General features: G+C 59.1%; 20 protein-coding genes and 1 tRNA gene. 6 read left to right on the plus strand and 15 right to left on the minus strand.

Translation table 11 applies throughout. From position 1 onward, the window contains the following. The 6 genes from AC1QQ2_RS08400 to hemA all read right to left on the minus strand — a co-directional run bounded on the left by AC1QQ2_RS08400 (position 1) and on the right by hemA (position 8,143). Entirely contained in the window at positions 1-1,251 is a 1,251-nt protein-coding gene (locus AC1QQ2_RS08400) for a Zn-dependent hydrolase (protein WP_479712805.1), read from the minus strand. Positions 1,252-1,428: 177 nt separating this feature from the next. Next, positions 1,429-2,730, minus strand: coding sequence for an NAD-dependent dihydropyrimidine dehydrogenase subunit PreA (gene preA, locus AC1QQ2_RS08405; RefSeq protein ID WP_479712806.1), 1,302 nt, complete (start codon positions 2,728-2,730; stop codon positions 1,429-1,431). 1 nt (position 2,731) lies between these two features. Beyond that, positions 2,732-4,045: an NAD(P)-dependent oxidoreductase gene (locus AC1QQ2_RS08410; protein ID WP_479712807.1), complete on the minus strand. Its 1,314-nt coding sequence runs from the start codon at positions 4,043-4,045 to the stop codon at positions 2,732-2,734. A 331-nt stretch (positions 4,046-4,376) separates the two neighbouring features. After that, on the minus strand, positions 4,377-5,498 hold the full coding sequence (gene ispG, locus AC1QQ2_RS08415; RefSeq protein ID WP_067549627.1) for a flavodoxin-dependent (E)-4-hydroxy-3-methylbut-2-enyl-diphosphate synthase: 1,122 nt from the start codon (positions 5,496-5,498) through the stop codon (positions 4,377-4,379). 93 nt (positions 5,499-5,591) lie between these two features. Beyond that, a complete protein-coding gene (locus AC1QQ2_RS08420; RefSeq protein ID WP_479712808.1) occupies positions 5,592-6,806 on the minus strand; it encodes a helix-turn-helix domain-containing protein in 1,215 nt (404 codons plus the stop codon). 113 nt (positions 6,807-6,919) lie between these two features. Continuing rightward, entirely contained in the window at positions 6,920-8,143 is a 1,224-nt protein-coding gene (gene hemA / locus AC1QQ2_RS08425; RefSeq protein ID WP_105235540.1) for a 5-aminolevulinate synthase, read from the minus strand. Between the two features lie 186 nt (positions 8,144-8,329). Here hemA and AC1QQ2_RS08430 point away from each other — a divergent pair, with 186 nt between their 5' ends. Then, positions 8,330-9,703, plus strand: a complete 1,374-nt coding sequence (locus tag AC1QQ2_RS08430) for a M20/M25/M40 family metallo-hydrolase (RefSeq protein WP_479712809.1) — start codon at positions 8,330-8,332, stop codon at positions 9,701-9,703. Between the two features lie 15 nt (positions 9,704-9,718). Here AC1QQ2_RS08430 and AC1QQ2_RS08435 read toward each other — a convergent pair whose 3' ends face one another. Together AC1QQ2_RS08435 and rlmB are read right to left on the minus strand one after the other, a co-directional pair. Further along, on the minus strand, positions 9,719-10,138 hold the full coding sequence (locus tag AC1QQ2_RS08435; protein WP_479712810.1) for a CoA-binding protein: 420 nt from the start codon (positions 10,136-10,138) through the stop codon (positions 9,719-9,721). 180 nt (positions 10,139-10,318) lie between these two features. Beyond that, on the minus strand, positions 10,319-11,092 hold the full coding sequence (gene rlmB, locus AC1QQ2_RS08440; RefSeq protein ID WP_067549636.1) for a 23S rRNA (guanosine(2251)-2'-O)-methyltransferase RlmB: 774 nt from the start codon (positions 11,090-11,092) through the stop codon (positions 10,319-10,321). Between the two features lie 143 nt (positions 11,093-11,235). Between rlmB and AC1QQ2_RS08445 the strand changes: the two genes are divergently transcribed. The 5 genes from AC1QQ2_RS08445 to pdeM all read left to right on the plus strand — a co-directional run bounded on the left by AC1QQ2_RS08445 (position 11,236) and on the right by pdeM (position 16,751). After that, positions 11,236-11,319 (plus strand) — tRNA-Tyr (locus tag AC1QQ2_RS08445). 115 nt (positions 11,320-11,434) lie between these two features. Then, positions 11,435-12,436 (plus strand): hypothetical protein, encoded by a 1,002-nt coding sequence (locus AC1QQ2_RS08450; RefSeq protein WP_479712811.1) that lies wholly within the window; start codon positions 11,435-11,437, stop codon positions 12,434-12,436. 74 nt (positions 12,437-12,510) lie between these two features. Then, positions 12,511-13,623 carry a CaiB/BaiF CoA transferase family protein gene (locus AC1QQ2_RS08455; RefSeq protein ID WP_479712830.1) on the plus strand — a complete coding sequence of 371 codons (1,113 nt, stop codon included), beginning with the start codon at positions 12,511-12,513 and terminating at the stop codon, positions 13,621-13,623. Positions 13,624-13,670: 47 nt separating this feature from the next. After that, positions 13,671-16,061 (plus strand): ligase-associated DNA damage response DEXH box helicase, encoded by a 2,391-nt coding sequence (locus tag AC1QQ2_RS08460; protein WP_479712812.1) that lies wholly within the window; start codon positions 13,671-13,673, stop codon positions 16,059-16,061. Positions 16,062-16,103: 42 nt separating this feature from the next. After that, entirely contained in the window at positions 16,104-16,751 is a 648-nt protein-coding gene (pdeM, locus tag AC1QQ2_RS08465) for a ligase-associated DNA damage response endonuclease PdeM (RefSeq protein WP_479712813.1), read from the plus strand. A gap of 21 nt (positions 16,752-16,772) precedes the next feature. Here the strand turns inward: pdeM and folD are convergent, their stop codons facing one another. The 7 genes from folD to ybgF all read right to left on the minus strand — a co-directional run bounded on the left by folD (position 16,773) and on the right by ybgF (position 24,954). Next, positions 16,773-17,666: a bifunctional methylenetetrahydrofolate dehydrogenase/methenyltetrahydrofolate cyclohydrolase FolD gene (gene folD / locus AC1QQ2_RS08470; protein ID WP_067549642.1), complete on the minus strand. Its 894-nt coding sequence runs from the start codon at positions 17,664-17,666 to the stop codon at positions 16,773-16,775. Between the two features lie 49 nt (positions 17,667-17,715). Then, on the minus strand, positions 17,716-19,392 hold the full coding sequence (locus AC1QQ2_RS08475; RefSeq protein ID WP_105235545.1) for a formate--tetrahydrofolate ligase: 1,677 nt from the start codon (positions 19,390-19,392) through the stop codon (positions 17,716-17,718). Between the two features lie 127 nt (positions 19,393-19,519). Beyond that, positions 19,520-20,104: an MOSC domain-containing protein gene (locus AC1QQ2_RS08480; protein WP_479712814.1), complete on the minus strand. Its 585-nt coding sequence runs from the start codon at positions 20,102-20,104 to the stop codon at positions 19,520-19,522. Next, on the minus strand, positions 20,105-20,827 hold the full coding sequence (locus tag AC1QQ2_RS08485; RefSeq protein ID WP_479712815.1) for a methyltransferase domain-containing protein: 723 nt from the start codon (positions 20,825-20,827) through the stop codon (positions 20,105-20,107). A gap of 59 nt (positions 20,828-20,886) precedes the next feature. Next, positions 20,887-22,791, minus strand: coding sequence for an ATP-dependent zinc metalloprotease FtsH (gene ftsH / locus AC1QQ2_RS08490; protein WP_105235547.1), 1,905 nt, complete (start codon positions 22,789-22,791; stop codon positions 20,887-20,889). 79 nt (positions 22,792-22,870) lie between these two features. Continuing rightward, positions 22,871-24,142 carry a tRNA lysidine(34) synthetase TilS gene (tilS, locus tag AC1QQ2_RS08495; RefSeq protein WP_479712816.1) on the minus strand — a complete coding sequence of 424 codons (1,272 nt, stop codon included), beginning with the start codon at positions 24,140-24,142 and terminating at the stop codon, positions 22,871-22,873. Further along, complete coding sequence (gene ybgF, locus AC1QQ2_RS08500; RefSeq protein WP_479712817.1) at positions 24,133-24,954, minus strand: tol-pal system protein YbgF; 822 nt, start codon at positions 24,952-24,954, stop codon at positions 24,133-24,135. The genes tilS and ybgF overlap by 10 nt, the downstream gene beginning before the upstream one ends. Positions 24,955-24,970 lie beyond the last annotated feature (16 nt).

Raw genomic sequence — 24,970 nt, forward strand, 5'->3', positions numbered from 1 at the left:
TTATTCGACGATGACCGCGCTTTCGAGCACGGCATGGAGCAGGACATCTGTGCCCGCCTTGGCCCACTCTGGGCTGATCTCTTCGGCCTCGTTGTGCGACAGGCCATCGACGCAAGGACACATGACCATAGTCGCGGGGGCAACACGGGCGGCCCAGCAGGCGTCATGCCCAGCGCCAGAGATGATGTTCATATGGCTGTAGCCCAACCGCTCTGCCGCGTTGCGGACATTGGTGACGAGGTCAGGGGCAAAGGTGACGGGGTCGAAATGGCCAACTGCCTCAACCGAGCAACCGACGCCCAGTTCGGCAGCGATTTCAGCGCCGCGGGTTTCGATCTCGGCCCGCATCGCGTCAAGTTTGGCCTGATCGGGCGTGCGGATATCGACGGTAAAGACCACCTTACCCGGCAGCACGTTGCGCGAGTTCGGAGAGAACCGCATCTGGCCCACACCGCCCACGGCATTGGGCTGGTTTTTCATCGCGACCTCTTGGACCATTTCCAGAATGCGCGACATGGCGAGGCCCGCGTTCACACGCAGCGGCATCGGGGTAGAGCCCGTGTGCGCCTCTTTGCCCGTGAGGGTGAATTCGAGCCACCACAGGCCCTGACAATGGGTAACGACACCGATGTCTTTGCCCTCTGCCTCTAGGATCGGGCCTTGTTCGATGTGTAGTTCGTAATAGGCGTGCATCTTGCGAGCGCCGACTTCTTCGTCGCCCTTCCAGCCGATCCGCGCGAGTTCATCGCCAAAGGATTTGCCGTCGAGGTCGGTCCGCGCATAGGCGTAGTCCTGCGTGTGCATCCCTGCGAAAACGCCTGAAGCGAGCATGGCGGGCGCGAAACGGGCGCCCTCTTCGTTGGTCCAGTTCACCACGACAATCGGGTGTTTGGTTTTGATGCCAAGGTCATTCATCGTCCGAACGGCCTCTAGCGCGCCGAGCACGCCTAGAACGCCATCGTACTTCCCGCCCGTGGGCTGCGTGTCGAGGTGAGAACCCACATAGATCGGCAGAGCATCAGGGTCGGTGCCTTCGCGGGTCATGAACATATTGCCCATGGTATCGACGCCCATCGTCAGACCCGCCGCATCGCACCACGATTTGAACAGCGCGCGGCCTTCGGCGTCTTCGTCGGTCAAGGTCTGGCGATTACATCCGCCGGCGATCCCTGGACCGATCTTGGCCATCTCCATCAAGCTGTCCCAAAGTCGATCCCCATTTACGGTCAGATTGCCGGTAAGTGCAGCCATTCCTGTCTCCTGATGTCCGAGTCTCTTTTGACCAAGCGGTAAAAGCATCCTCATGCTGACCGCTTTTTTGATCAAAACAAAGTGCTAAAATTTCGAGCGTAAGCCCAATTCTGAACCGTTGCGCGGCAGGTTTCTGGCAACTTGCCCAAGAAACAGGCAGCCGCGCAACGATTTTCCTTACTCCGCAGCCTGCGCCGAGGGGTTGTTCGGGTGGGTCGTCCAGTTGGCATAGTCTCCGCGTTTGCGACCTGTGCGTTCATCCATTTCGCCCTTGGGCAGTTCGACCATGGTGATGCAGTCCTCAACGGGGCAGACATCCACGCAGAGGTTACAGGCGACGCATTCGCTGTCGTCCACTTCGAACACGCGGCCCTCTTTCATCAGGATCGCTTGGTGGCTGGTGTCTTCGCAGGCGATGTAGCAGCGGCCGCATTTGATGCAGGCATCTGGGTCGATCTTAGCCTTAGTGACGTAGTTGAGGTCGAGATACTGCCAATCGGTGACGTTCGGCGTGGCCATGCCGATAAAGTCGGCGGTCGAGGTATAGCCTTTGTCGTCCATCCATTCCGACAGACCGCTGATCATCTCTTGGACGACCTTAAAGCCATAGGTCATCGCGGCGGTGCAGACCTGCACGTTGCCCGCGCCAAGCGCCATGAACTCTGCCGCGTCGCGCCACGTGGTCACACCACCGATGCCCGAAATGGGCAGGCCAGCGGTCTGCGGGTCGCGGGCGATTTCGGCCACCATGTTCATCGCAATTGGTTTCACTGCGGGGCCGCAGTAGCCGCCGTGGGTGCCCTTGCCGCCGATGGTCGGCTGCGGGGCCATCAGGTCGAGATCCACAGAGGTGATCGAGTTGATCGTATTGATCAAGGAAACCGCATCTGCGCCACCTGCCTTGGCGGCGCGGGCGGGGTTGCGGATGTCGGTGATGTTCGGCGTCAGCTTTACGATCACCGGTTTGGAGTAGTATTTCTTGCACCATTCCGTGACCATCTGGATGTACTCAGGCACCTGCCCCACGGCAGCGCCCATGCCGCGTTCGGCCATGCCGTGCGGACATCCAAAGTTCAGCTCGATCCCGTCGGCGCCTGTTTCCTCGACCATCGGGAGGATCGCTTTCCACGAGTCCTCATCACAAGGAACCATCAGCGATACGATCAACGCGCGGTCGGGGTAGTCCTTTTTCACGCGGGTGATTTCTTCGAGGTTGGTTTGCAGCGGGCGGTCGGTGATCAGTTCGATGTTGTTCAACCCGAGGAGACGGCGATCCGCACCCCAGATCGCGCCATAGCGCGGGCCAGAGACGTTCACGACGGGCGGGCCTTCGGAGCCGAGCGTTTTCCAAACGACACCGCCCCAACCCGCCTCATAGGCGCGGCGAACGTTGTATTCCTTGTCGGTCGGCGGCGCAGAGGCGAGCCAGAACGGGTTCGGAGAGGTAATACCCAAGAAGTTTGTCGTTAGATCGGCCATGTTACGCTCCCATCACTGCAGCGTGGATATCTTCGGCGGCGTCGCGTCCTTCGGCGACGGCCGTTACGGTGAGGTCTTCGCCACCCGTGGCACAGTCGCCACCCGCCCAAACCCCTGCGAGGCTCGTACGGCCTGTGGCATCAACGGCGATCTTACCGCCCTCAAGTTTGAGGCCAGCATCCGTGGTGAGGGTCTGACCGATGGCTTTGAACACTTGATCGGCGGGCAAGGTCACGGTTTCGCCCGTGCCAGAGAGTTTGCCATCCTTTGTCGCGGTGTATTCCAGCGTGATCGCCCCATCGGCAATCGCGGTCGGCATGACGTTGAACATCAGGCGCACACCTTTGGCGGCGGCGAGGTCTTGTTCAAATGGGCTTGCCGCCATCTCAGCACGGCTGCGGCGATAGGCGATTGTCACCGTATCCGCGCCCAGCAGTTTCGATTGAACAGCAGCATCGACGGCGGTCATGCCGCCGCCGATCACCACCACATTCCGACCCACGGGGAGTGTCGTCAGGTCGGTGGATTGACGAAGGTCTTCGATGAAATCAACGGCGGCGGTCGCGTGGTCTTCGCCTTCGATGCGCAGAGCGTTCACGCCCCCCAAGCCAACGGCGAGGAACACCGCATCATGGTCGGCTTTCAGCCCATCAAGGGTGAGATCATGCCCTAGCATCTTGCCCGTCTCAACGGTGATGCCGCCGATTTCCAAGAGCCAAGCGACCTCGCGCGCTGCAAAGTCGTTGGTCGATTTATAGGAGGCGATCCCGTATTCGTTCAGACCGCCTGCCTTTGCGCGACCGTCATAGAGGGTGACATCGTGGCCTTTCATGGCAAGTCGGTGCGCACAGGACAGACCCGCAGGCCCTGCCCCGACAACGGCGATGGATTTGCCCGTGGGGGCGGCGCGGGTGAACGGATGCACACCCTTGTCCATCAGCGTATCGGTCGCATAACGCTGAAGCTGACCGATGATGACGGGCTTGCCTTCGGCCTCTTCGCGCACGCAGGCCTCTTCGCAGAGCGTCTCTGTCGGGCAGACACGGGCGCACATGCCGCCAAGGATATTCTGCGACAGGATCGTTTTCGCAGCCGCCTCGGGCGTGCCCGTCTGTATCTGACGAATAAACAGCGGAATATCGATCGACGTCGGACAGGCCGTCATACACGGCGCATCGTGACAGAAATAACAGCGGTCGGCAGCAACGCGGGCCTCATGCGCATCGAGCGGCGCATGGAGGTCTTCAAAGTTCCGCGTAAGCGCGTCGGCTGACAAACGGCCGGATTGGATACCGGGGGTCATCGGCGTGGTCATTTGTGGTCCCTGTTGTCATTGGTTTTGCCGAAAGACTGCCAAGGTTTTATTTTTTATCAATTGGTAAAATAATCCGACAAAAACGCATGGGATTTCACGGGCGCAGTGCCTTCGCGCAATGCAGAAAAGCAGTGATCGTCCGCAGGAAAACTATGGAAACCGTTCCAAAACAGTGGATTGCAGGATGACCTTAGGGAAGCGGGTATACGAAAAAACCGCCGATTTCCTGCAATGCAGCACGAAATCGACGGTTTAAATTTTTTGCACTCTTGGTCAAAAATAGAGGCGTTTGCCCAGTTTTTATGCGGATCGCAAAGCGTTGACGCGTCGATCAGAGGGCCTTGGCTTGGTCCGCTTCGATCTCTGCAGCTTTTTTTTCGACCTGTTCGACGATGTGATCGATCATCTGATCGTTGCCGAGTTTATGGCTCTGCTTACCGGCCAGATAGACCATGCCCGACCCTGCCCCGCCGCCAGTGAACCCAACGTCGGTCATCAGCGCCTCACCGGGGCCGTTCACCACGCAGCCGATGATCGAGAGGCTCATCGGGGTTTTAATGTGAGACAGACGGTCCTCTAGCGCTTCAACGGTTTTGATCACGTCAAAGCCCTGACGCGCACAGGACGGGCAGGAGATGATGTTCACACCTCGGTGGCGCAGACCGAGAGATTTCAGGATTTCATAGCCGACTTTGACTTCCTCCACGGGATCCGCCGAGAGGCTCACGCGGATCGTGTCGCCGATGCCCATCCACAAAAGGTTCCCAAGGCCAATCGCCGATTTGATCGTGCCCGAGGTCAGGCCGCCCGCCTCGGTGATGCCGAGGTGGATGGGGGCATCGGTCGCCTCTGCCAGTTGCTGATAGGCCGCCGCCGCCATGAACACGTCAGAGGCTTTGCAGCTGATCTTGAACTCGTGAAAATCGTTGTCCTGAAGGATTTTGATGTGGTCGAGGCCGCTCTCCACCATCGCGTCGGGGGTAGGTTCACCGTATTTATCCAAGAGGTGCTTTTCCAGCGAACCCGCGTTCACGCCGATGCGGATCGAACAGTTGTTATCACGGGCGGCTTTTATCACTTCTTTGACCCGCGCTTCATCCCCGATGTTACCCGGATTGATGCGCAGGCAGGCCGCGCCCGCGAGGGCGGATTCGATGCCGCGTTTGTAGTGGAAATGGATGTCGGCCACGATAGGAACGGGGCTTTCGCGGCAGATCTCTTTCATCGCGGCAGAGGATGCCTCGTCCGGCACAGAGACGCGCACAATGTCAGCGCCCGCCTCAGCTGCGCGGATGATTTGGTCCAGCGTGGCCTTTACGTCATGGGTCAAGGTATTCGTCATGGTCTGCACCGTGATCGGCGCATCGCCACCCACAGGCACATTGCCAACCATGATCTGGCGCGATTTACGACGGTCAATATTGCGCCACGGACGGATCGGGTTGTGCGACATGGGACACCTTTGAAATAAGCCTCGGCGCTTTACCTAAAGCGCGGCACCCCGACAGGCAACGGGTCAACGAAAAGATGTGATCGGAAAGGCGGATTACTGAGTGATTTCAGCCTGCGCGACATTCACCATCGCAGCCAGATCATCGTCAGCCGACAAATCAGCAACCGCAAAGGTCTGTGCCAGTTCATCAGCCGACAGCGCGAGGTTCGACGTCACCACGCCGCGTTCGCCCACCGGACCGTGGATCGTGCCGTTGATCTGGAAATAGACAGCGCCTGATTCACCCGTCCGCAGGACAGGCGGTTCGGCCATCGCGGGCACAGCCCATGTATCGCCCGCGTTCATGATACCTTCGAAGATGACGGCACCGTCGGCGGCACGCACACGCACCCACGACGGACGCACAGCAACCATCGCCAGTTCAGGCGCAGGGCCATCGGTCACTTGAACAGTGCCCGTGATCGGTGTTGCGGTCTCTGTCGGTAGTGCAGTCGCCATGATGGTCGGGCCTTGCTCTACCTCGGGGGCGAGCGCACCAATCGACGACGGGTCAAGCGCAGAGATCGGGCCGTCGCGGGCGATCATCACAGGCACGTCGAGCGCCTGAGGACGATATACACGGTCGAGGCCATCAGCCGCAGGCGGTTCAAACGCAGCGGCATAGGCACCAGCGTCATCCGCAACAGTGCCAAGACCTGCCAGCGGGTCGAGGTCGGCCACAACAACGGGGGTGTTTTCAACAGGTGCGAAACGGACTTTTTGCACTTCTTTCAGAACAGTCCAGCCGCCGTAGCCCAAGCCCGCGACCAGAGCCACGAGAACAGCGAGCGAGCCAATCGCGCCCGGTTCGATCTTGGCAAAGAAGCCCTCGCCCGCAGGAACGAACGGGGTCGATGGGGTCGAGAACATATCCTTGGGTTTCGACTGCTGGGACGCAAGGTCGGTCGCCAAGGTGCGGTTGGTCTTTGTGCTGGAGGCCGCTTTGGACATGCCATGCGCGGTCGCAAATCCGCTTTCGCGGCAGAATGTCGTGAAAGCCCAATCGGGGTCCATGTTCAGGTACCGCGCGTAAGAGCGCACGTAGCCCGCGATGAAGCCCGGAGTATCGAATGCAGAGGGGTCAGCGTTCTCAATTGCCGCGATATAGGCCGCTTTAATTTTGAGTTCGCGTTGAACGTCCAAAAGGCTCTTGCCCATGGTGGCACGTTCGCCACGCATGAGGTCACCAAGGCGCAGATCAAAGGCGTCAAAGCCTTTGTTTTCTTCAGCCTCAGGTGCAGCTTTACGCCGGAAACCTTTAACGATCATTAGGGCCGTCCCACCGCCTCAAATTAGCGGCATCGCTTTACGATTCGTCCCAATCACGATGCCTTTGATTGCCCCTAGCATATACTAAAGAGCAGTGCACAGGCAGAAAAAAGTTAACCAGCCATTTCGGCACGATTCAGCGCACAATGGCTCCAGAGTTTGTCCATTGCGCTCACCAAAGCATCAATTTCCTTCGGTCCGTGCACAGGCGACGGGGTGAACCGCAGACGTTCTGTGCCGCGTGGAACGGTGGGGAAGTTGATTGGCTGAACGTAGATGCCGAACTGGCTCAGCAGCATGTCGGACAGCTTTTTGGTGTGGACGGGATCGCCGACGATCACAGGCACGATGTGGGACCCGTGGTCGATGATCGGCAGGCCCATGCCCTTGAGACGGAGTTTCAGAACCGCAGCGCGTTCCTGATGCAGATCGCGTAGCGCCTGATCGGTTTTCAGATGCGCGACAGAGGCGGCAGCGCCAGCCGCCACAACAGGCGGCAGCGAGGTCGTAAAGATGAAGCCCGGCGCGTAAGAGCGCACCGCGTCACACATTTTGGCCGACGCCGCGATGTAGCCGCCATGAACGCCAAAGGCCTTGCCCAAGGTGCCGTTCACGATGTCGATGCGATCCAAGAGACCGTCACGTTCAGCCACACCGCCACCGCGCGGGCCATACATGCCAACGGCGTGCACCTCATCAAGGTAGGTCAGCGCGCCGAATTCCTCTGCCAGATCGCAGAGTTCTTTGATCGGGCCAAAGTCACCGTCCATCGAATAAACGGATTCAAAGGCGATCAGTTTCGGCGCTGCAGGATCGTCGGCCATCAGTTTGGCGCGCAGATCGGCTAGATCGTTGTGTTTGAACACGCGTTTCGCGCCACCATTGCGGCGGATGCCTTCGATCATCGACGCGTGGTTCAGCTCGTCCGAATAGATGATCAGACCGGGGAACAATTTCGGCAGCGTCGACAGCGTCGCATCGTTCGCGATGTAAGCGCTGGTAAAGAGAAGTGCCGCTTCTTTCTGGTGGAGGTCGGCCAGCTCGGCCTCGAGCCGTTTGTGATAAACGGTCGTGCCAGAGATATTGCGTGTCCCGCCAGAGCCAGCGCCCGTTGCGTCGAGCGCCTCGTGCATAGCCGCCAGAACGACAGGGTGTTGACCCATGCCAAGATAGTCATTGCCGCACCACACTGTGATCGGCTGTTCGCTACCGTCCTCTTTGCGCCAAAGCGCGTGAGGGTAATGTCCCTTTTTTCGCTCGATATCGATGAAGGTCCGATACCGGCCTTCTTCGTGGAGTTTACCAAGTGCAGCGTCGAGGTGGGCGTTGTAGTCCAAATGTCTATCCTTCACGTCAGGCAGCGCGAATACGCTAACGGCAGGTTCGTGGGTCCATATAGCCTTAGACTGGTTCTAACAATACGCTACCTTTTGACACGCCAGCGACAAAAACGACCTTTTCCACTACTGGACACCCTATCGGAACGGCGTAGTCTCCTATCGGAAACCACAGCCGGAGCGATCATGACCCTGTCCACCATCCTCACCCGTATCGACACTGATCTGGATAACGCCTTGGATCGTTTGATGGAATTGCTCCGCATTCCGTCGATCAGCACGGACCCTGCGTATAAGGCAGACTGTGCGAAGGCCGCGGATTGGCTGGTTGAGGATCTACAGAGCATCGGCTTTGACGCGGCGTCACGCCCTACCCCCGGTCATCCGATGGTCGTGGCGCATGGTGGCGAAGGCGGAACGCATGTTCTGTTCTATGGGCATTACGATGTGCAGCCCGTTGATCCGCTGAACCTCTGGCACCGCGATCCCTTTGATCCTGCGATCGAGGAGACCGAAAAAGGCAAGGTCATTCGCGCCCGTGGTGCATCCGATGACAAGGGCCAGTTGATGACCTTTATCGAGGCATGCCGTGCTTATGTTGCGGAAACGGGCAAGCTGCCGTGCAAGATCACGATTTTCCTTGAGGGCGAGGAAGAGAGCGGTTCGCCTTCGCTCGTCCCATTCATGGAGGCGAACGCCAAGGACCTCACCGCCGATGTTGCGCTAATCTGCGACACCGACCTGTTTGATGCCGATACACCTGCGATCACCACCATGCTGCGCGGTCTTTTGGGTGAAGAGGTGGTCATCACAGGTCCGTCCAAAGACCTGCATTCGGGCATGTATGGTGGCCCCGCGATCAACCCGATCCGCGTGTTGTCGAACATCGTCGCCAATCTGCACGACGACACTGGCCGCATCACGGTGCCTGATTTCTATGACGGCGTGCCAGAGCTATCCGACGAATTGCGCAGCCAGTGGGAGGCTTTGGGCTTTGACGACAAAGCGTTCCTCGCCGACGTGGGCCTCAGCACCCCTGCGGGCGAAGCGGGTAAAACCGTCCTCGAACAGATTTGGGCACGGCCGACGGCAGAGGTGAACGGGATTACGGGCGGTTACACGGGTGACGGGTTCAAGACCGTGCTGCCCTCTGTCGCCAAGGCAAAGATCAGCTTCCGCCTTGTCGGGACCCAAGACCCGCTGAAAATCCGTGATAACTTCCGCCAATGGGTGCGCGATCAGCTTCCGCCCGATTGTTCGGTCGAATTCCATGACCATGGCGCGGGCCCTGCGAGCGTGATGGCGACGACGAACCCCGCCTTTGCCGCTGCACGTGCGGCCCTGACCGATGAGTGGCCCAACCCTGCGGCGTTCACAGGGTCAGGCGGATCGATTCCCGTCGCTGGTTATTTCAAAACCATCCTCGCCATGGATTCGATGCTGATCGGTTTCGCGATGGAGGATGATTCCATCCACTCGCCCAACGAAAAATACGACCTGCGGAGTTTCCACAAAGGCATCCGTAGCTGGGCTCGCATCTTGGATGCTCTGAGCAACTGAGGGGGTTCGCCCCCGTCAGAGCCCGAGGCGCGCAATCTCGATCTTTGGGCAGCGGTCTTGGATTACGGTGACGCCGCGCTTCTCTGCCATGGCTGCTGCTCCGTCGTGAACAACGCCCAACTGGGTCCAAACGACCTTGAGCGTGGGCCAGCGCAAGAGCGCCTCTTCGACGATGGCAGGTACCGCGTCGGATTGACGGAAAATGTCGACCATATCGACCTCATCAGGGATCGAGGTCAGGTCAGGATAGACCAACTGACCCATCAATTCCTGCCCAGCGAGGCCCGGATTCACGGGGATCACGCGGTATCCGTTGGCCATGAGATAGGCCATCACCTGATAAGATGGGCGTTCCGGATTTGAAGACGCCCCGACCAGAGCAATGACTTTGGTTTGGCGTAGAACGGTTTCGATGATGTCGTCTTGGATCGTCATGGTGCGGATTACCCAGCATTTTCGCAGAAAAAAGGCGTTCGGGGGATTGGGACCCGAACGCCTAGTATGGAACGAGGGACAGTGAGATATTGCAAGCCTGTTCCGAGGCTTGCCTCATGAAAGAAAGATAGGCACTGATTTGCCTAAGAAAAGACTGTTCAGAAAAACGTGAACAGAGGCTTAACGGGACGCATAAAGCGACACCGCCGCAGCGTTCGACACGTTGAGCGATCCGAACCCGCCCGCAAAGTCGATCCGCACCAGCGCATCGCAAGTTTCGCGGGTTTTTTCACGCAAACCAGGGCCTTCTGCACCGAGAACGAGAGCAACAGGGCGATCCTTGCGACCTTCCAGTGCAGCTTCGATAGTTTGATCCGCCTCACCTGCGAGGCCCAGAATGATGAAGCCCAATTGTTTCAACTCTTCCATCGCATCCGCCAAATTGCGCACGCGGATATAGGGCTGACGCTCTAGCGCGCCGCTCGCGGTTTTCGCCAGCGCACCCGTTTCAGGGGCAGAGTGACGTTGCACACCAACCACAGCGCGGGCACCAAACACCTCGGCAGAGCGGAGAATCGCACCGACGTTATGCGGGTCGGTCACACGGTCGAGCAGGATAATCCGGGCAGGATCGATGCCTGGCCCCATGACAACATCCGTCAAAGTGCCCCATTCGAGGGCCTTCACCTCGAGAGCGGCACCTTGGTGGACCGAGTCGGGATCGATGGGGGCTGCAAATTTGCGTGGGTCCGAAATTTCGGGAACCATGCCGCTGGCTGCGATCGCATCCGCCAGTTTTGCCTCAGCATTCTTGGTCACAACCAGCCGCAAACGCTTGCGACGGGGGTTCATCAGCGCATCGCGCACCGCATGGAGACCAAACAGCCAAACAGTTTCTTGTGCGGCTGCACGTTTGGCCTGTTCTTTTTCGATGACCCACTTCGGTTTTTGCATGGCGAACCCCTTATATCCTAGCCCTCTCAATGGGCCAAACTGGCAGTTTACACAAGTGTGTCGAAAAACGATCATTTTTCCTGTTGACGCCCTCGGCCAAGACCCATATTCAGCCCCCCACGAACGAGGCATTGCCTAGGTTCGGGCGACGGGCTGCAAGGTGCGGCAGCGGACTGTAACTCCGCCGGGGAGACCCACGCCTGGTTCGATTCCAGGGTCGCCCACCACTTCCCCCACATGTCGATGCACCGCACACCGCGATTTCCGCGCATCCTTTGGCGTGTTCGGGTTTCGCAGGTCACGACTTCCCCCTATAGTGGTTGCAAAAGACCTGAGGCAGCTATGGCGCGAAAATCGAAAACCACTCCGCCGTTCAATATTATGATCGTCGGACAATCGGGACGGCTTCAGTATGAGGCCCTGCTGTTTGCGGCTTCGCTGCGGGCGAATTCCCCAGAGTTCAAAGGTCGTTTGATCGTTGCAGAGCCGCAAATGGGGCCGCTGTGGAAATCCGACCCAACGATGGACATTTCGGTCAAGGAAGCGCTCATCGAACTGGGCGCGGAAATCGTGCCGTTCGAGAGCAAGCATTTCGGGCAGGCCTACCCCTATGGCAACAAAATCGAAGGCCTCAGCGCCCTGCCCGCTGGCGAGCCGTTCGTATTTTTCGACACTGACACGTTGATCACGGGCGATATTTCCAAGGTGGCGTTCGATTTCGACCGTCCCTCGGCATCCATGCGGCGCGAAGGGACATGGCCTGAAGAAGAGCTCTACTGGCCCGGTTATACGGGCGTCTGGAAATCGCTCTACGACAAATTCGGGTTGGAGTTCGAAAGCACGCTCGACCTGACCGAACCCGATGAATACTGGAAACGGTATCTCTATTTTAACGCGGGCTGGTTTTTCTATCGCGATCCTGCGGAATTCGGAAAACGGTTCACCGAATGGGCGGTAGAGCTACGCGACAATCGTCCTGATGAATTGGCGGTTCAGTCGCTCGACCCTTGGCTAGACCAAGCAATCCTGCCGCTGGTCATCCATTCCTTTGGCGGCGGCAGGCCTGGGCCAGAGTTGGACGGTCTGGATGGGGATGTCACCTGTCACTACCGCATGTTCCCGCTGCTCTACGCGCGCGAAAGCGACCGTGTGGTTCAGGTGCTCGAAGAAGTCGCGACGCCGAATAAGGTGAAAAAGATCCTCAAACTCTATGAGCCGATCAAACGGTTGGTCTATCAGGGACGCGGGGCAAAAATTCGAGACCTGTTCGATCAGAACGACCTTCCGCGGAAAGAGCGCCAGATTCGCAATCGGATCAAAGCCAACGGATTCTGGATGCGCTGACGCGCTGGTCTTTGTCCGCCTCGCCCCTCATAACTTTACTTGGGGGACATTTAGGCGGGGAGGAGCCAGCGATGATGTTGGATGGCGTGCGGATTATCGAAATCGAAGGGCTTGGCCCCGGTCCCTTTGCAGCGATGCTCTTGGCCGATCTTGGCGCTGATGTGATCGTCATTCACCGCAAGGGCGGCGGCGTGACGCCGGGGATGCCCGAACGCGCCGTTCTGGACCGTGGGAAACGGTCTATCGCTCTCGACCTCAAGTCGCCTGTCGATGTGGCGACCGCGCTTCAACTGGTGGCGAGCGCGGACGGCCTCATCGAAGGGTTCCGCCCCGGCGTGATGGAGAAACTCGGCCTTGGGCCAGAGGTTTGTCATCAGGTGAACCCAGCGCTGGTGTTCGGGCGCATGACGGGCTGGGGCCAAGACGGACCGCTGGCGCATACGGCGGGTCATGACCTGAACTACATCTCTTTGGCGGGCGGCGCGTGGTATGCGGGCGAAACAGGGGCGCAGCCGATGACGCCCCCGACCTTGGTTGGCGATATTGGCGGCGGTGCGATGTATCTGGCCGTCGGTATGCTGGCCGCCATCCTCAAGGCCCGCGCCACGGGGCAAGGCACCGTTGTCGATGCCGCGATCTATGACGGCACGGCGCATATGATGAACCTTCTGATGACCTTGCGACAGTCAGGCATGTTCCCAACGGCTCGTGGGCAGGGCCTTTTGGACGGGCCGCATTGGAGCCGAACCTATCGCTGCGCCGATGGTGGGTTTATTGGCGTCCAGTGCCTAGAGCCGAAATTCTACGCGATCTTCCTCGACCTTCTTGGGTTGGGCGATGATCCCGCGTTTCAGGACCAATTCAATCGTGACGCGTGGCCCAATCTGACCGACCGACTGACAGGGATTTTCGCGACACGCAGCCGTGACGACTGGGCCGCTGTTTTTGCGGGAACGGATGCCTGCGTGGCCCCTATACTCAGCCCAGAAGAGGCGATGGCGCATCCGTTGAACGCTGCGCGGTCCGCGTGGCACGAGGTTGACGGAACCCTGCAAGCTGCCCCAGCGCCACGGTTTTCAGGCCAACCCGCATGGTCGCCCGCCGCCATTCCGCACCGTGGGGAGCACAGCGATGAAATCCGCGCAGAGCTTGCCGACCGCGCAAATGCAAGACCATCGGCGCTCTAAGCTGTTGCTGGGGTTGACGTGGCCTCGAACCAAGGCAGATTGGCCGTATGACCGCCCTACCCCAAGTTTTCGATGATTGGTTCGCCAGCCGTGGCTGGCAGATCCACCCGCATCAGCGCGACATGCTGGAGCGGGCGTCGGAAAAGGCGTTGCTGCTGATTGCCCCGACGGGCGGTGGTAAGACGCTGGCTGGGTTTTTGCCGAGCTTGGTGGAACTGGCGGATGGCACGCACGAGGGGCTTCATACGCTCTATATCTCGCCGCTCAAAGCATTGGCGGCGGACATCGGGCGGAACCTGCGGCGGCCTGTTGAGGATATGGCATTACCGATCCGCATTGAGGATCGGACCGGCGACACCAGTGCCACGCTCAAGAAACGGCAGCGGGTTGATCCGCCGCACATCCTGCTGACCACGCCAGAGAGCCTTGCGCTGCTGACCTCGTATGAAGACGCGCATCGGATGTTTCGCGGCCTGAAACGTGTGATCGTCGATGAAATCCACGCCCTGTCAGAGAGCAAACGCGGCGATCAGTTGATGCTGGCCCTCTCGCGGCTAGAGGCGATGTGCCCTGACCTGCGGCGCGTGGGTCTGTCGGCGACCGTTGAGGACCCTCAGGCCCTCGCACGGGAACTGTCCTCCACTGGCTGCGCGATCCTCAATGCGGACCCAGGGCCTGCGCCTGACATTGGGATGTTGGTCACAGACGCCCCGCCGCCTTGGGCTGGAGGGGGTGCGAGCTATGCGATCCCAGCCGTGTTGGAAGAGGTCAAACTCCACAAGACCACGCTGATTTTCCACAACACGCGGGCGCAGGCAGAGATATTCTTTCACAACCTCTGGCTCGCCAATACGGACGATTTGCCGATTGGCATCCACCACGGGAGCCTCTCACGGGATCAGCGCGATGCGGTTGAGGCGGTGATGGTGCGCGGGGATTTGCGGGCGGTGGTCTGCACGGGGAGCCTCGATCTGGGGATCGATTGGGGCAACGTCGATCTCGTCATTCAGGTCGGCGCACCCAAGAACGTGAAACGGTTGATCCAGCGGATCGGTCGGGCCAATCACCGGTATAACGCGCCGTCCAAGGCGCTCTTGGTTCCTGCGAATAGGTTCGAGGTGATCGAGTGTGTTGCAGCCCTTGCCGCCGCACGGGATCATGATCTGGATGGCGACCCCAAAGGCGACGGACCGCGTGACGTTCTGTGCCAGCACATCCTGATCCGCGCCTGTGCAGGACCATTTGATGCGACAGAGCTGTTTCACGAGGTCAAATCCGTTGGCGCCTATGCGGGGCTATCGCGGGCGGCGTTTGACGACTGTTTGGATTTCGTGGCGACGGGCGGCTATGCGCTGCGGGCCTATGATAAATGGCAACGGTTGATGGAACGGAACGGGCTTTGGCAGCTTCGTGATCCAAGGGCCGCGCAATCGATCCGCATGAATATCGGCACCATTCAGGATACTGAGACGCTGAAAGTGCGCATGCGGGGGGCGGGCAAACCTCTGGGCGAGGTCGAAGAGAGCTTTGCCGCGACGCTGACCGCTGGGGATACCTTCCTGATCGGCGGGCAAATCGTCCGCTATCAAGGGATCAAAGAAATGGTGGTGGAGGTCACGCGCTCTGCCGCCCAGAACCCGCGAGTGGCGGTATTCAACGGGACAAAATTCGCTACATCGACCCAGCTTTCGGCCCGCGTTTTGGCGATGTTCCAGCAGACCGATTGGCCCGAGTTGCCCCGTCACACGGCGGAATGGCTGCACCTCCAGCGGGAGGTCTCGCACCTGCCCCGCGCGGATCGGCTGCTGGTCGAGACATTTCCGCATGACGGGCGGCAGTTCATGTGCGTCTACGGCTTTGCGGGGCGGAACGCGCAGCAGACACTGGGCCTCATCCTGACGCAACGGATGGAAGAAGCGGGCCTCGCGCCCTTAGGCTTTGTCGCGACGGATTATGCGACGCTTGTCTGGGGGCTGGACCCTGTTGAGGATGTCGCACCCCTCCTCACCGCAGACGGGCTGCGCGAAGGGCGTGATCGCTGGCTGCAATCGAACATGGTGATGAAGCGCACGTTCCGCACGGCGGCCACCATCGCCATGCTGATGATGCGCAACACGCCGCAGTCGAAAAAGACGGGGCGGCAGGCAACGGTGTCGTCCGATATCCTCTACGACACGCTAGCGAAATACGACCCTGACCACCTGATGCTGCGCATCACCCGCGAAGAGGCCATGCGCGGTTTGGTCGACTTTGGACGGATTGAGGAAATGCTGACGCGGACGAGCGGGCGGATTGATCATCTCGCGCTCGACCGTCTGCCGCCACTGGCCGCACCGTTGTTGTTAGAAGTCGGAAAGATACCCGTCCAAGGGGTCGCCCGCGAACGGCTAGAGGCTGAACGCGCCGAGGCCCTGATGAAAGAGGCGGGATTGGGCTAAGTCCACTTGACGCATTTCCCTGCTGCGGCCAAAGACGCTGGCATGACGCATCACGATTTTTCCCTCTGTGACACCCAACTGACCGCGCGTGCCGATGGCGCGTTGTGGCTGGCCGATCATAACACTCTGGTCGTGTCGGACCTGCACCTGTGCAAGTCCGAACGCTTTGCCCGCAAGGGGCGCGCCCTTCTGCCGCCCTTTGACACGCGCGATACGCTGACGCGGTTAGATGCTGTGTTGGACGAGGTGTCGCCCGCGCGGGTGATTTGTCTGGGCGATAGCTTCGACGATGTTGAGGCGATCGAACATATGCCCGACGCGGAGAAACTGTGGCTTGCGCGGATGCAGGCGGGACGCGAATGGGTCTGGATTGCAGGGAACCACGATGCGGGGCCAGTCGAGTTGGGCGGGGAATATGTGGACGAAGTGACAGCGGGATCGCTGACCTTCCGCCATATCGCGGAAAACGGCGCACAGGCCGAAGTGTCGGGCCACTACCACCCGAAACACAGCCTCAGCGGACCTGCGCGGGCCTGTTTCGTCTATGATGAAAATCGACTGATTATGCCTGCCTTCGGGACCTACACGGGTGGGATTCCTGCGGTCAAATCCCCGATCAGGGATCTCTTTGCGGCGCGGGCCTTTGCGGTACTGACGGGACCGCGGGCCTTGGTGGTGCCCCTGCCGTAATCACGGCAAGGGCTATTGGTTTTAAGCGGTCAAGCCTTTGGGCTCTGGCAGACCGTTCGCACGGCAACATGCGGTCACAGTGTTTGCCAGCAGGCACGCAATGGTCATCGGGCCAACGCCACCTGGAACAGGGGTGATCGCCCCAGCAACCTCAGCGCAGCTGTCGTAGTGGCAATCACCAACCAGACGGGTTTTACCCTCGCCTGCGTCGATGCGGTTGATGCCCACGTCGATGACGGTCGCACCCGGTTTGATCCAGTCGCCTGTGACCATTTCAGGACGGCCAACAGCCGCGACAACGATGTCGGCCTGACGGACGACAGCTTCGATGTCTTTGGTGCGGCTGTGCGCGATGGTGACGGTGCAGCTATCGCCCAGCAGCAGCTGCGCCATTGGTTTACCAACGATGTTCGAACGACCGATCACAACAGCGTTCAGACCCGACAGCGATCCGTGGTGATCGCGCAGCATCATCAGACAGCCGAGCGGCGTGCACGGCACCATCGATTTCTGCCCCGTGCCCAACAGACCGACGTTCGAGATGTGGAAACCGTCCACGTCCTTTGCCGGATCAATCGCGTTGATCACGAGGTCAGAGTTCATATGCGACGGCAGCGGCAACTGAACCAAGATCCCGTGAACCTGCGGATCATTGTTCAGTTTGTCGATGACGGCCAACAGTTCGTCTTCGGTCGTGGTATCAGGCAGTTTATATTCAAACGACTTCATACCGACTTCGACGGTCTGTTTGCCCTTAGAGCGCACGTAGACTTGGCTCGCGGGATCTTCGCCAACCAACACCACAGCAAGGCCCGGCACGATCCCTTGCTCTTCTTTCAGGCGGGCCACATGACCCGCCACTTTTTCGCGCACTGAGGCCGCAAAGGCCTTTCCGTCAATCACAGTTGCCGACATACGGCTCCCCTCTTTTTCAATTGGTGGCGTTGCTGACCCGTTACCCTGATCAGAACAGCCCCTCAACCTGCCCATTGTCACCAATGCGAATGTTTTCCGCACTCGGCACACGCGGGAGACCGGGCATGGTCATGATCTCACCGCAGATTACCACAACGAAACCAGCACCGGCAGACAGGCGCACTTCGCGGATCGGAACGCTATGTCCGGTCGGAGCACCACGCAGGTTCGGGTCCGTTGAGAACGAATATTGTGTCTTTGCCATACAGACCGGCAGATTGCCGTAACCTGCGTCTTCCCATTCGCGCAGTTGATCGCGGATTTTCTTGTCCGCGAGAACTTCGTCCGCATGGTAGATGCGTTTTGCGATGGTTTCGATCTTTTGGAACAAAGGCATTTCATCAGGATAGAGCGGCGCAAAGTGAGCCGCGCCTGAGTTCGCCAGTTGCACGACCTTGTGTGCCAGTGCTTCTGCACCTTTGCCGCCGTCAGCCCAGTGGGTCGACAGGATGGCTTCGGCACCTTGCTTGGCAACGTAGTCTTTGACCGCTTGGATTTCGGCTTCGGTATCGGTGACGAAGTGGTTGATCGCAACGACAACAGGCACGCCGAAGGATTTCACGTTGGCAATGTGACGGCCAAGGTTCGGACAGCCCTTTTCGACCGCTGCAACGTTTTCCGCGCCGAGGTCCGCTTTCGCTACGCCGCCGTTCATTTTCATCGCGCGAACGGTTGCCACGACAACAACTGCGTCAGGTGCGAGGCCAGCCTTGCGGCATTTGATGTTCATGAACTTTTCAGCGCCGAGGTCAGCACCAAAACCAGCCTCCGTTACAACGTAGTCTGCGAGTTTCAGCGCAGTGGTGGTTGCAACAACAGAGTTACAGCCGTGCGCGATGTTTGCGAACGGTCCACCGTGCACGAAAGCAGGGTTGTTTTCGAGCGTTTGAACGAGGTTCGGCTGCATTGCGTCCTTGAGCAGAACGGTCATTGCGCCGTCCGCTTTGATGTCGCGGCAATAGATCGGGGTGCGGTCGCGGCGGTAGGCCACGATCATCGAACCCAGACGTTCCTGAAGGTCGTCGATGTCGTTTGCGAGGCAGAGGATCGCCATAACTTCGGAGGCTACGGTGATGTCAAAGCCCGTCTGACGCGGGAAGCCGTTCGACACACCACCGAGCGAGGTTACGGTGTCACGCAGTGCGCGGTCGTTCATGTCCAGCACGCGGCGCCACGACACACGACGTTCGTCGATCTCGAGCTCGTTGCCCCAGTAGATGTGGTTATCGATCATTGCCGATAAAAGGTTGTGCGCCGAGGTGATCGCGTGGAAGTCGCCCGTGAAGTGGAGGTTCATGTCCTCCATCGGAACGATCTGCGCGTAACCGCCGCCAGCCGCGCCACCCTTCATCCCGAAGTTCGGCCCGAGGGACGCTTCGCGGATACAGATCGCAGCTTTCTGACCGATACGGTTCAGACCATCACCCAGACCTACGGTCGTGGTGGTCTTACCTTCGCCCGCAGGGGTCGGGTTGATCGCAGTGACGAGGATCAGTTTACCGTTCTTGCGGGATTTGACCTCTTCTACAAAACGAGAAGAGACTTTTGCCTTATCGTGACCATATGGGATCAAATCAGCGGACTCGATACCAAGGATGGCACCGATCTCTTGGATCGGTTTCTTATTCGCCTCACGGGCAATCTGAATGTCAGTCTTGAAGGTCACGGGTCATTCCTCTTCCCTGTTATTTGCGGCAAGGCTATCGCGGGAGGAAGTGGGGTATGTATGCGTTTCCGACCTTTTCAGCCTTGAAATCGCCGCCAAGGGGAAAGCGCGGTTGCCGATCGGAAACCTAAGGGGCCCACGCGCGTTGATCTGGCACGTGCAATGTGAGTTGATCGCCGACTTGAATCTCTCCGATCCGTTCGACCCAAGCCGTCACACCACGTTTGCCGTTTGCAGCACTTTTGAAGGTTTTCCCATGGCCCGGCTCTGCCTCTTCGATGGTGTTAGCCACGACGTGACAGGGACGGTTTTGCATATCGACCGTCAGCGTCAGGCCAGTGCGTTCGCATTGCAGCCGCGAGGACGGCGGGATGTGGGAAAAATCAGGGATACCTTCGATCACAATGGTCGCGCCGAGCCATAGCGGGTCCAGCGCCTCTAGCCCGAGGTCGGCAGCAATCTCTGCCATCTCATTGGCGGAGAGGATCGAAACCTGACGGGTGTTTCGAATGTCGGTGCCTTTGGGATACTGCTGGGTCACACGGCTGCACGACGGGCGCGTTAGGCCGTAGTGGGCGTCCTTGTCATAACCACCGAAGTCCATCGCCATCTGATCGACCGCATGAGACGTGACCGTGCCATCCGACAACGTGGGCATGTAGCCAAGGTGAGTAATCGTTCCAGAATATTTGGTCTTAATCAGAGCAGGCATTTACGTTTCCAAAACAAAGAAGATACGGCGGAACGGGAATAAAACACCGCCGTTGGGCAAAAGAGGATAAGCCACAGACAGCCCAGCCTCATAGGCCGCGAGGTAGCTCGCCTGTTCCTCTGCATCGAGTTTATCGAGGATCGGACGCAGGTAGGTGGACTGGGTGAAATGACGCACGGGATGGCCATCGTCCACGGCAGCGAGTGGTTGGAGGTAGGTCGTCTCCCACGCGGTGACAGTGCCGAGGCGGGACAGGATACGGTGGTAGGCTGCTGGGTCCAGAACATCCGTATTCCAGCCGCCGTTGGCAAGGCGGTCTGGGAACATCTCGACCGCGATTTCACGGGCGAGCGCATGGGACGGGCCGTTGTGCTGTCCCGGCATTTGCACGGCGAGGATACCGCCCTCTGCCAATTGCCCCGCAAGGCGCGGCATCAGCGTTTGATGATCACCGAGCCAGTTCAGTGCCGCGTTGGAAAAGATTACCGCAGGTGGACGGGCGGGTTGCCAATGGTCGATGTGCGCATGAACGAGGTCGTCATAGGCGCGAGTTTCTGACGCCTGCACCAGCATCGCCTCAGAAGCATCGACGCCAATGATTTTGTGACCTGCAAAGCGTTCCGCGAGCGGTTCGCCCACGGCACCATTGCCGCAACCGAGGTCGATGATGTCGCCATCAATTTCGCCATTAATCTGTTGCAGCAGGTCAATAGCGGGGCGCAAACGCAAACCCCGAAACCTTGAATAGGTTTCGGGGTTCCAGTCGTTCTTTAGCTCTCCGCTCAAGCGGTAGGCTCCGGCTCTAGCCCGTCGTCTTTGGGCTTGCGGGCCTTGCCAGCCTTGGGCATCGCGACCACGGACGGCGCATTGCCTGCATCGTCGTCGCCGTTGCCTTGGGGCGGTTCGCCTTTCATGACGCGCTGAATTTCTTCGCCCGTGAGGGTCTCGTATTCCAGCAGGCCTTGGGCCAGACGTTCCCATTCCTCATTCTTTTCGGTCAGAATGCGGAACGCGGTGTCATAGCCGTCCTGAATGAACTGGCGAACTTCTTCTTCGATCGCTTCTTTGGTGTGCGCCGAAACAGAGAAACCAGCGGTGTTGCCCGTGTAGCCGTCAGCGGCCTCGGAATAATCCACGTTGCCGATCTTGTCCGACATACCCCAACGCAGAACCATCGCGCGGGCCAGTTGGCTGGCTTGCTGGATGTCACCAGCGGGGCCGTTCGATACGTTGTCCGCGCCGTATTTGATGATCTCAGCAGCCTTACCTGCCATCGTCATCGCGAGTTTCTGCTGACATTCAGCCTTGTGCCAGTTCAGGCGGTCGATCTCTGGCAGAGACACAACCATGCCCAAGGCACCGCCACGCGGAATGATCGTCGCCTTATAGACGGGGTCACATTCAGGCAGCGACAGACCAACAACAGCGTGGCCAGCCTCGTGATAGGCGGTTTTCTCTTTTTGATCGGGGGTCAGAACCATAGAACGACGTTCCGCGCCCATCATGACTTTGTCCTTAGCGTTTTCAAAGTCGATCATAGTGACAAAGCGACGACCAACGCGGGCAGCAGTTAGGGCCGCCTCGTTCACGAGGTTGGCGAGGTCCGCACCAGAGAACCCTGGGGTGCCGCGTGCGATGATGCGCAGATCAACGTCAGGGCCGAGCGGGGTTTTCTTAGCGTGGACGCCGAGGATTTTCTCGCGGCCTTTGATGTCTGGGTTCGGAACAGTGACCTGACGGTCAAAACGGCCCGGACGCAGCAGCGCAGGGTCGAGCACGTCACGGCGGTTGGTTGCCGCAACGATGATCACGCCCTCGTTCGCTTCAAAGCCGTCCATCTCAACGAGCAACTGGTTGAGCGTCTGTTCACGTTCGTCATTACCGCCGCCCATGCCAACGCCACGCGCACGGCCAACAGCGTCGATTTCGTCGATGAACACGATGCAGGGTGCGTTCTTTTTCGCCTGTTCGAACATATCGCGGACGCGGGATGCACCCACACCAACAAACATCTCAACAAAGTCAGAACCAGAGATGGTGAAGAACGGAACGCCGGCCTCGCCCGCAATTGCGCGTGCCAGAAGCGTTTTACCCGTACCCGGAGGGCCAACAAGAAGCGCACCTTTGGGAATCTTACCGCCAAGGCGGCTGAATTTCTGCGGATTGCGCAGGAACTCTACGATCTCTTGCAGTTCTTCTTTGGCCTCATCGATGCCAGCCACGTCATCAAAGGTCACACGGCCATGCTTTTCGGTGAGCAGTTTCGCCTTGGATTTGCCAAAGCCCATCGCACCACCACGGCCACCGCCCTGCATACGGTTCATGAAATAAATCCAGACGCCAATCAGCAGAACAAAAGGCAGAAGGCTCAGTAGCACAGCTTGGAACGTGGATTGTTCCTGCGCGTCTGCGGTCACCGGAATATCGCGTGCGATCAACATGTCTGTGACCTGCGCATCGGTCGGACGGATCGCGACGTATTCGCGGTTGTCAGTTCCAGTGTAGAGGACACGTTCGCCATCCAGCGTTACCTTTTGGACGCTGCCGTCATTCACCGCTTGGATGAATTCGGAATAGCTCCGCTGAGTGGATTGCAGGCTCGACGAACCAGACGAGAAAACATTGAAGAGCGAGACGACCAGCAAAAACAGGACGACCCAAAATACGATATTGCGTGCGTTGCCCAAGGGGGACTCCTTTGACGTTCCCGACCTGCATTACGGCAAGTCAGATTTGTACCTTAAAATAGGGATCAAACGAGGAGGTTCAATGGACGTTCTTACCCATACTGAATGGCGCGACGATCTGCGCGGTCCATTCTGTGCCGAAACCTGCCAATGGCGCTGCTATTATGGTGTTTGAGCGCCAAACGGCGGGCGAAGAAATAATCGACGGACGTGGGAAACCTGTGGCTCTCCAGTCGGAACACTGGCGAATCCCCTCTTCGCCCACGGCGGAAATGTGCAGATCAGACGCATGAGGACCCGTCAGTTGCCAGCGTCCGTCCCAGAATTCGGTGGTGGAGCACCGCAGATCACGCACAGCGTTCAGTTCTCGGGTAAAGCGGATGTGGTCCCGTTTCACGAGGATCGCGCAGCCGTTCAGCGTCACATCGCGCCCGTCGCGGATGGCGTGGGTGATCTGCGACAGGCCGCTTTGCCGTGGCGCATGATCTCCGCCGCCGATCCACATCACAGCCGCGAGCCAGAGTCTGCGTTGGATGTCTTGCGGCACCATCAGATGGTCGAGGTCACGCGGCAGGATCACATCGCCGCCCTGAATGGTCAGGTGAGTATCGGCTTCTTTCGCGGCGTAGTGGTCGAGTGCGGCGCGAGCCATCTTTTGGTTAAAGGCGCTGGTCGCGATGGCATCAACGGTCAGGCCCAGATCAGCCAGTTGCGGCATCGCTGCGCGAATACGGCTACGAAGGTATTTCGGGTTTTCGTTGGTTGGATCGTCGATCCACTCGATCCCTTGACGGGTCAGGTAGTCGCGCAGTTCAGATCGCATGGATTGATGCAGCGGCCTGCCCCAGTGAATACTCAACCGATGCGGCCGCCAATCCATCGCCGACAGGCCATCCACCCCTGCCCCACGGCCAAGCTGCATAAGAAACGTCTCTGCCTCGTCATCACGGGTGTGGCCCAGCATAACATGCCCGATCCCGTTGGATTTGGCCCAATCGCCGATCAGTTGATACCGCGCGTCACGGGCAGCGGCCATGAGGTTGCCTTGGGCTTCTGTGCCGTTCCAGTGCAGGGTGGTGTGGGGAATGTTCAGACTTTGGCAAAACTGAGCGACTGTTGCGGCCTCTGCCGCCGACTCCGCCCTTAGCCCATGATCGACAGTTACAGCAGAGAGCGTTTGCCCCGTCTGCGCTGCAACACGATAGGCCAAATGCAAAAGGGCGACGGAGTCCCCGCCGCCAGATACCGCCACCGCAATATGAGATGGATGGTCAGAATAGGCCGAATGCACCTGATGCAGCAGCATGGCATCTTCGCCCTGCTGCATCAGCCATTCAGGGTTTAGGAACATCCGAAGTTGCGCATCGCGCTCTGCGCATCCAAGGCCGCTTCGCTATTGGGGAATTTGTTCCCAACCTGCTGAAGCGTCACGCAAGCGTCCTGCGTCTGCCCAATCGCGCCGAGCGAGAAGCCCAGTTTGAACAGCGCGTCCGCCGCACCTTCGCCCGTTTGATCGGCAGAGAATGCCGACAGGTAGGCGCGTGCAGCGTTGGTCATTTCGCCAAGGCTCTCATAGGATTCACCGCGCAGATAATGGGCCTGCTGACTTAGCGGGCTACCCGGGTATGCGGCGGTAAAGTTGTCAAACGCGATGGCAGCACCAGCGAAATCGCCCTCTTCCATCATGGTTTGCGCGGCCTCAAAATCGGCCTGTTCACCGATAGCGAGCTGCGGTTCGATCGAGGTCGTTGGCGCAGGCTGCGGTGCGACAGGGACCACGTCCACGCCACCCAAGGTCGGTGTGTCGCCCAAGGCGCCGATATCGCAGCTTTCTTCCAATTCGCAGAGGCGGAACTCTAGGTCGCCAATGCGGTTCGTGCCGTCACGGACAACTTGCCCGATGCGGAACTCTAGTTCTTCGCTCTTCGAGGTCAGACGCTGAAGCTCTGCCTCAATCGCGTTCAGACGATCAAGGGGCGTGGCACCCGCAACACCTGCTGTCATGCCGCCCGTGGCCGAAAGTTCAGCCCGCAGCGATTGCACGTCAACATACAACGCAGAAAGCTGTTGGCGCACATCAGCCAAGGTCTGCGCGTCCTGCGCCGCTACTGGAACGGCTGTCGCACAGGCAAAAGCCACGGCAAGGAAAGTGTTGCGGATCATATCACGCCCCCAAAGT

Origin of the sequence: Aestuarium sp., from assembly GCF_023253315.1 — a bacterium.
Classification (GTDB): Bacteria; Pseudomonadota; Alphaproteobacteria; order Rhodobacterales; family Rhodobacteraceae; genus Marivivens; species Marivivens donghaensis.

What these genes read in the sequence shown, in the direction of transcription:
- AC1QQ2_RS08410 (WP_479712807.1), bottom strand. Translation starts at nt 4,045, where the DNA reads ATGACCACGCCGATGACCCCCGGTATCCAATCCGGCCGTTTGTCAGCC.
- AC1QQ2_RS08450 (WP_479712811.1), top strand. Translation starts at nt 11,435, where the DNA reads ATGGCGCGAAAATCGAAAACCACTCCGCCGTTCAATATTATGATCGTC.
- AC1QQ2_RS08455 (WP_479712830.1), top strand. Translation starts at nt 12,511, where the DNA reads ATGTTGGATGGCGTGCGGATTATCGAAATCGAAGGGCTTGGCCCCGGT.
- folD (WP_067549642.1), bottom strand. Translation starts at nt 17,666, where the DNA reads ATGTCGGCAACTGTGATTGACGGAAAGGCCTTTGCGGCCTCAGTGCGC.
- AC1QQ2_RS08460 (WP_479712812.1), top strand. Translation starts at nt 13,671, where the DNA reads ATGACCGCCCTACCCCAAGTTTTCGATGATTGGTTCGCCAGCCGTGGC.
- AC1QQ2_RS08435 (WP_479712810.1), bottom strand. Translation starts at nt 10,138, where the DNA reads ATGACGATCCAAGACGACATCATCGAAACCGTTCTACGCCAAACCAAA.
- AC1QQ2_RS08400 (WP_479712805.1), bottom strand. Translation starts at nt 1,251, where the DNA reads ATGGCTGCACTTACCGGCAATCTGACCGTAAATGGGGATCGACTTTGG.
- ybgF (WP_479712817.1), bottom strand. Translation starts at nt 24,954, where the DNA reads ATGATCCGCAACACTTTCCTTGCCGTGGCTTTTGCCTGTGCGACAGCC.
- AC1QQ2_RS08480 (WP_479712814.1), bottom strand. Translation starts at nt 20,104, where the DNA reads ATGCCTGCTCTGATTAAGACCAAATATTCTGGAACGATTACTCACCTT.
- pdeM (WP_479712813.1), top strand. Translation starts at nt 16,104, where the DNA reads ATGACGCATCACGATTTTTCCCTCTGTGACACCCAACTGACCGCGCGT.
- ispG (WP_067549627.1), bottom strand. Translation starts at nt 5,498, where the DNA reads ATGTCGCACAACCCGATCCGTCCGTGGCGCAATATTGACCGTCGTAAA.
- tilS (WP_479712816.1), bottom strand. Translation starts at nt 24,142, where the DNA reads ATGTTCCTAAACCCTGAATGGCTGATGCAGCAGGGCGAAGATGCCATG.
- AC1QQ2_RS08420 (WP_479712808.1), bottom strand. Translation starts at nt 6,806, where the DNA reads ATGATCGTTAAAGGTTTCCGGCGTAAAGCTGCACCTGAGGCTGAAGAA.
- rlmB (WP_067549636.1), bottom strand. Translation starts at nt 11,092, where the DNA reads ATGCAAAAACCGAAGTGGGTCATCGAAAAAGAACAGGCCAAACGTGCA.
- preA (WP_479712806.1), bottom strand. Translation starts at nt 2,730, where the DNA reads ATGGCCGATCTAACGACAAACTTCTTGGGTATTACCTCTCCGAACCCG.
- AC1QQ2_RS08430 (WP_479712809.1), top strand. Translation starts at nt 8,330, where the DNA reads ATGACCCTGTCCACCATCCTCACCCGTATCGACACTGATCTGGATAAC.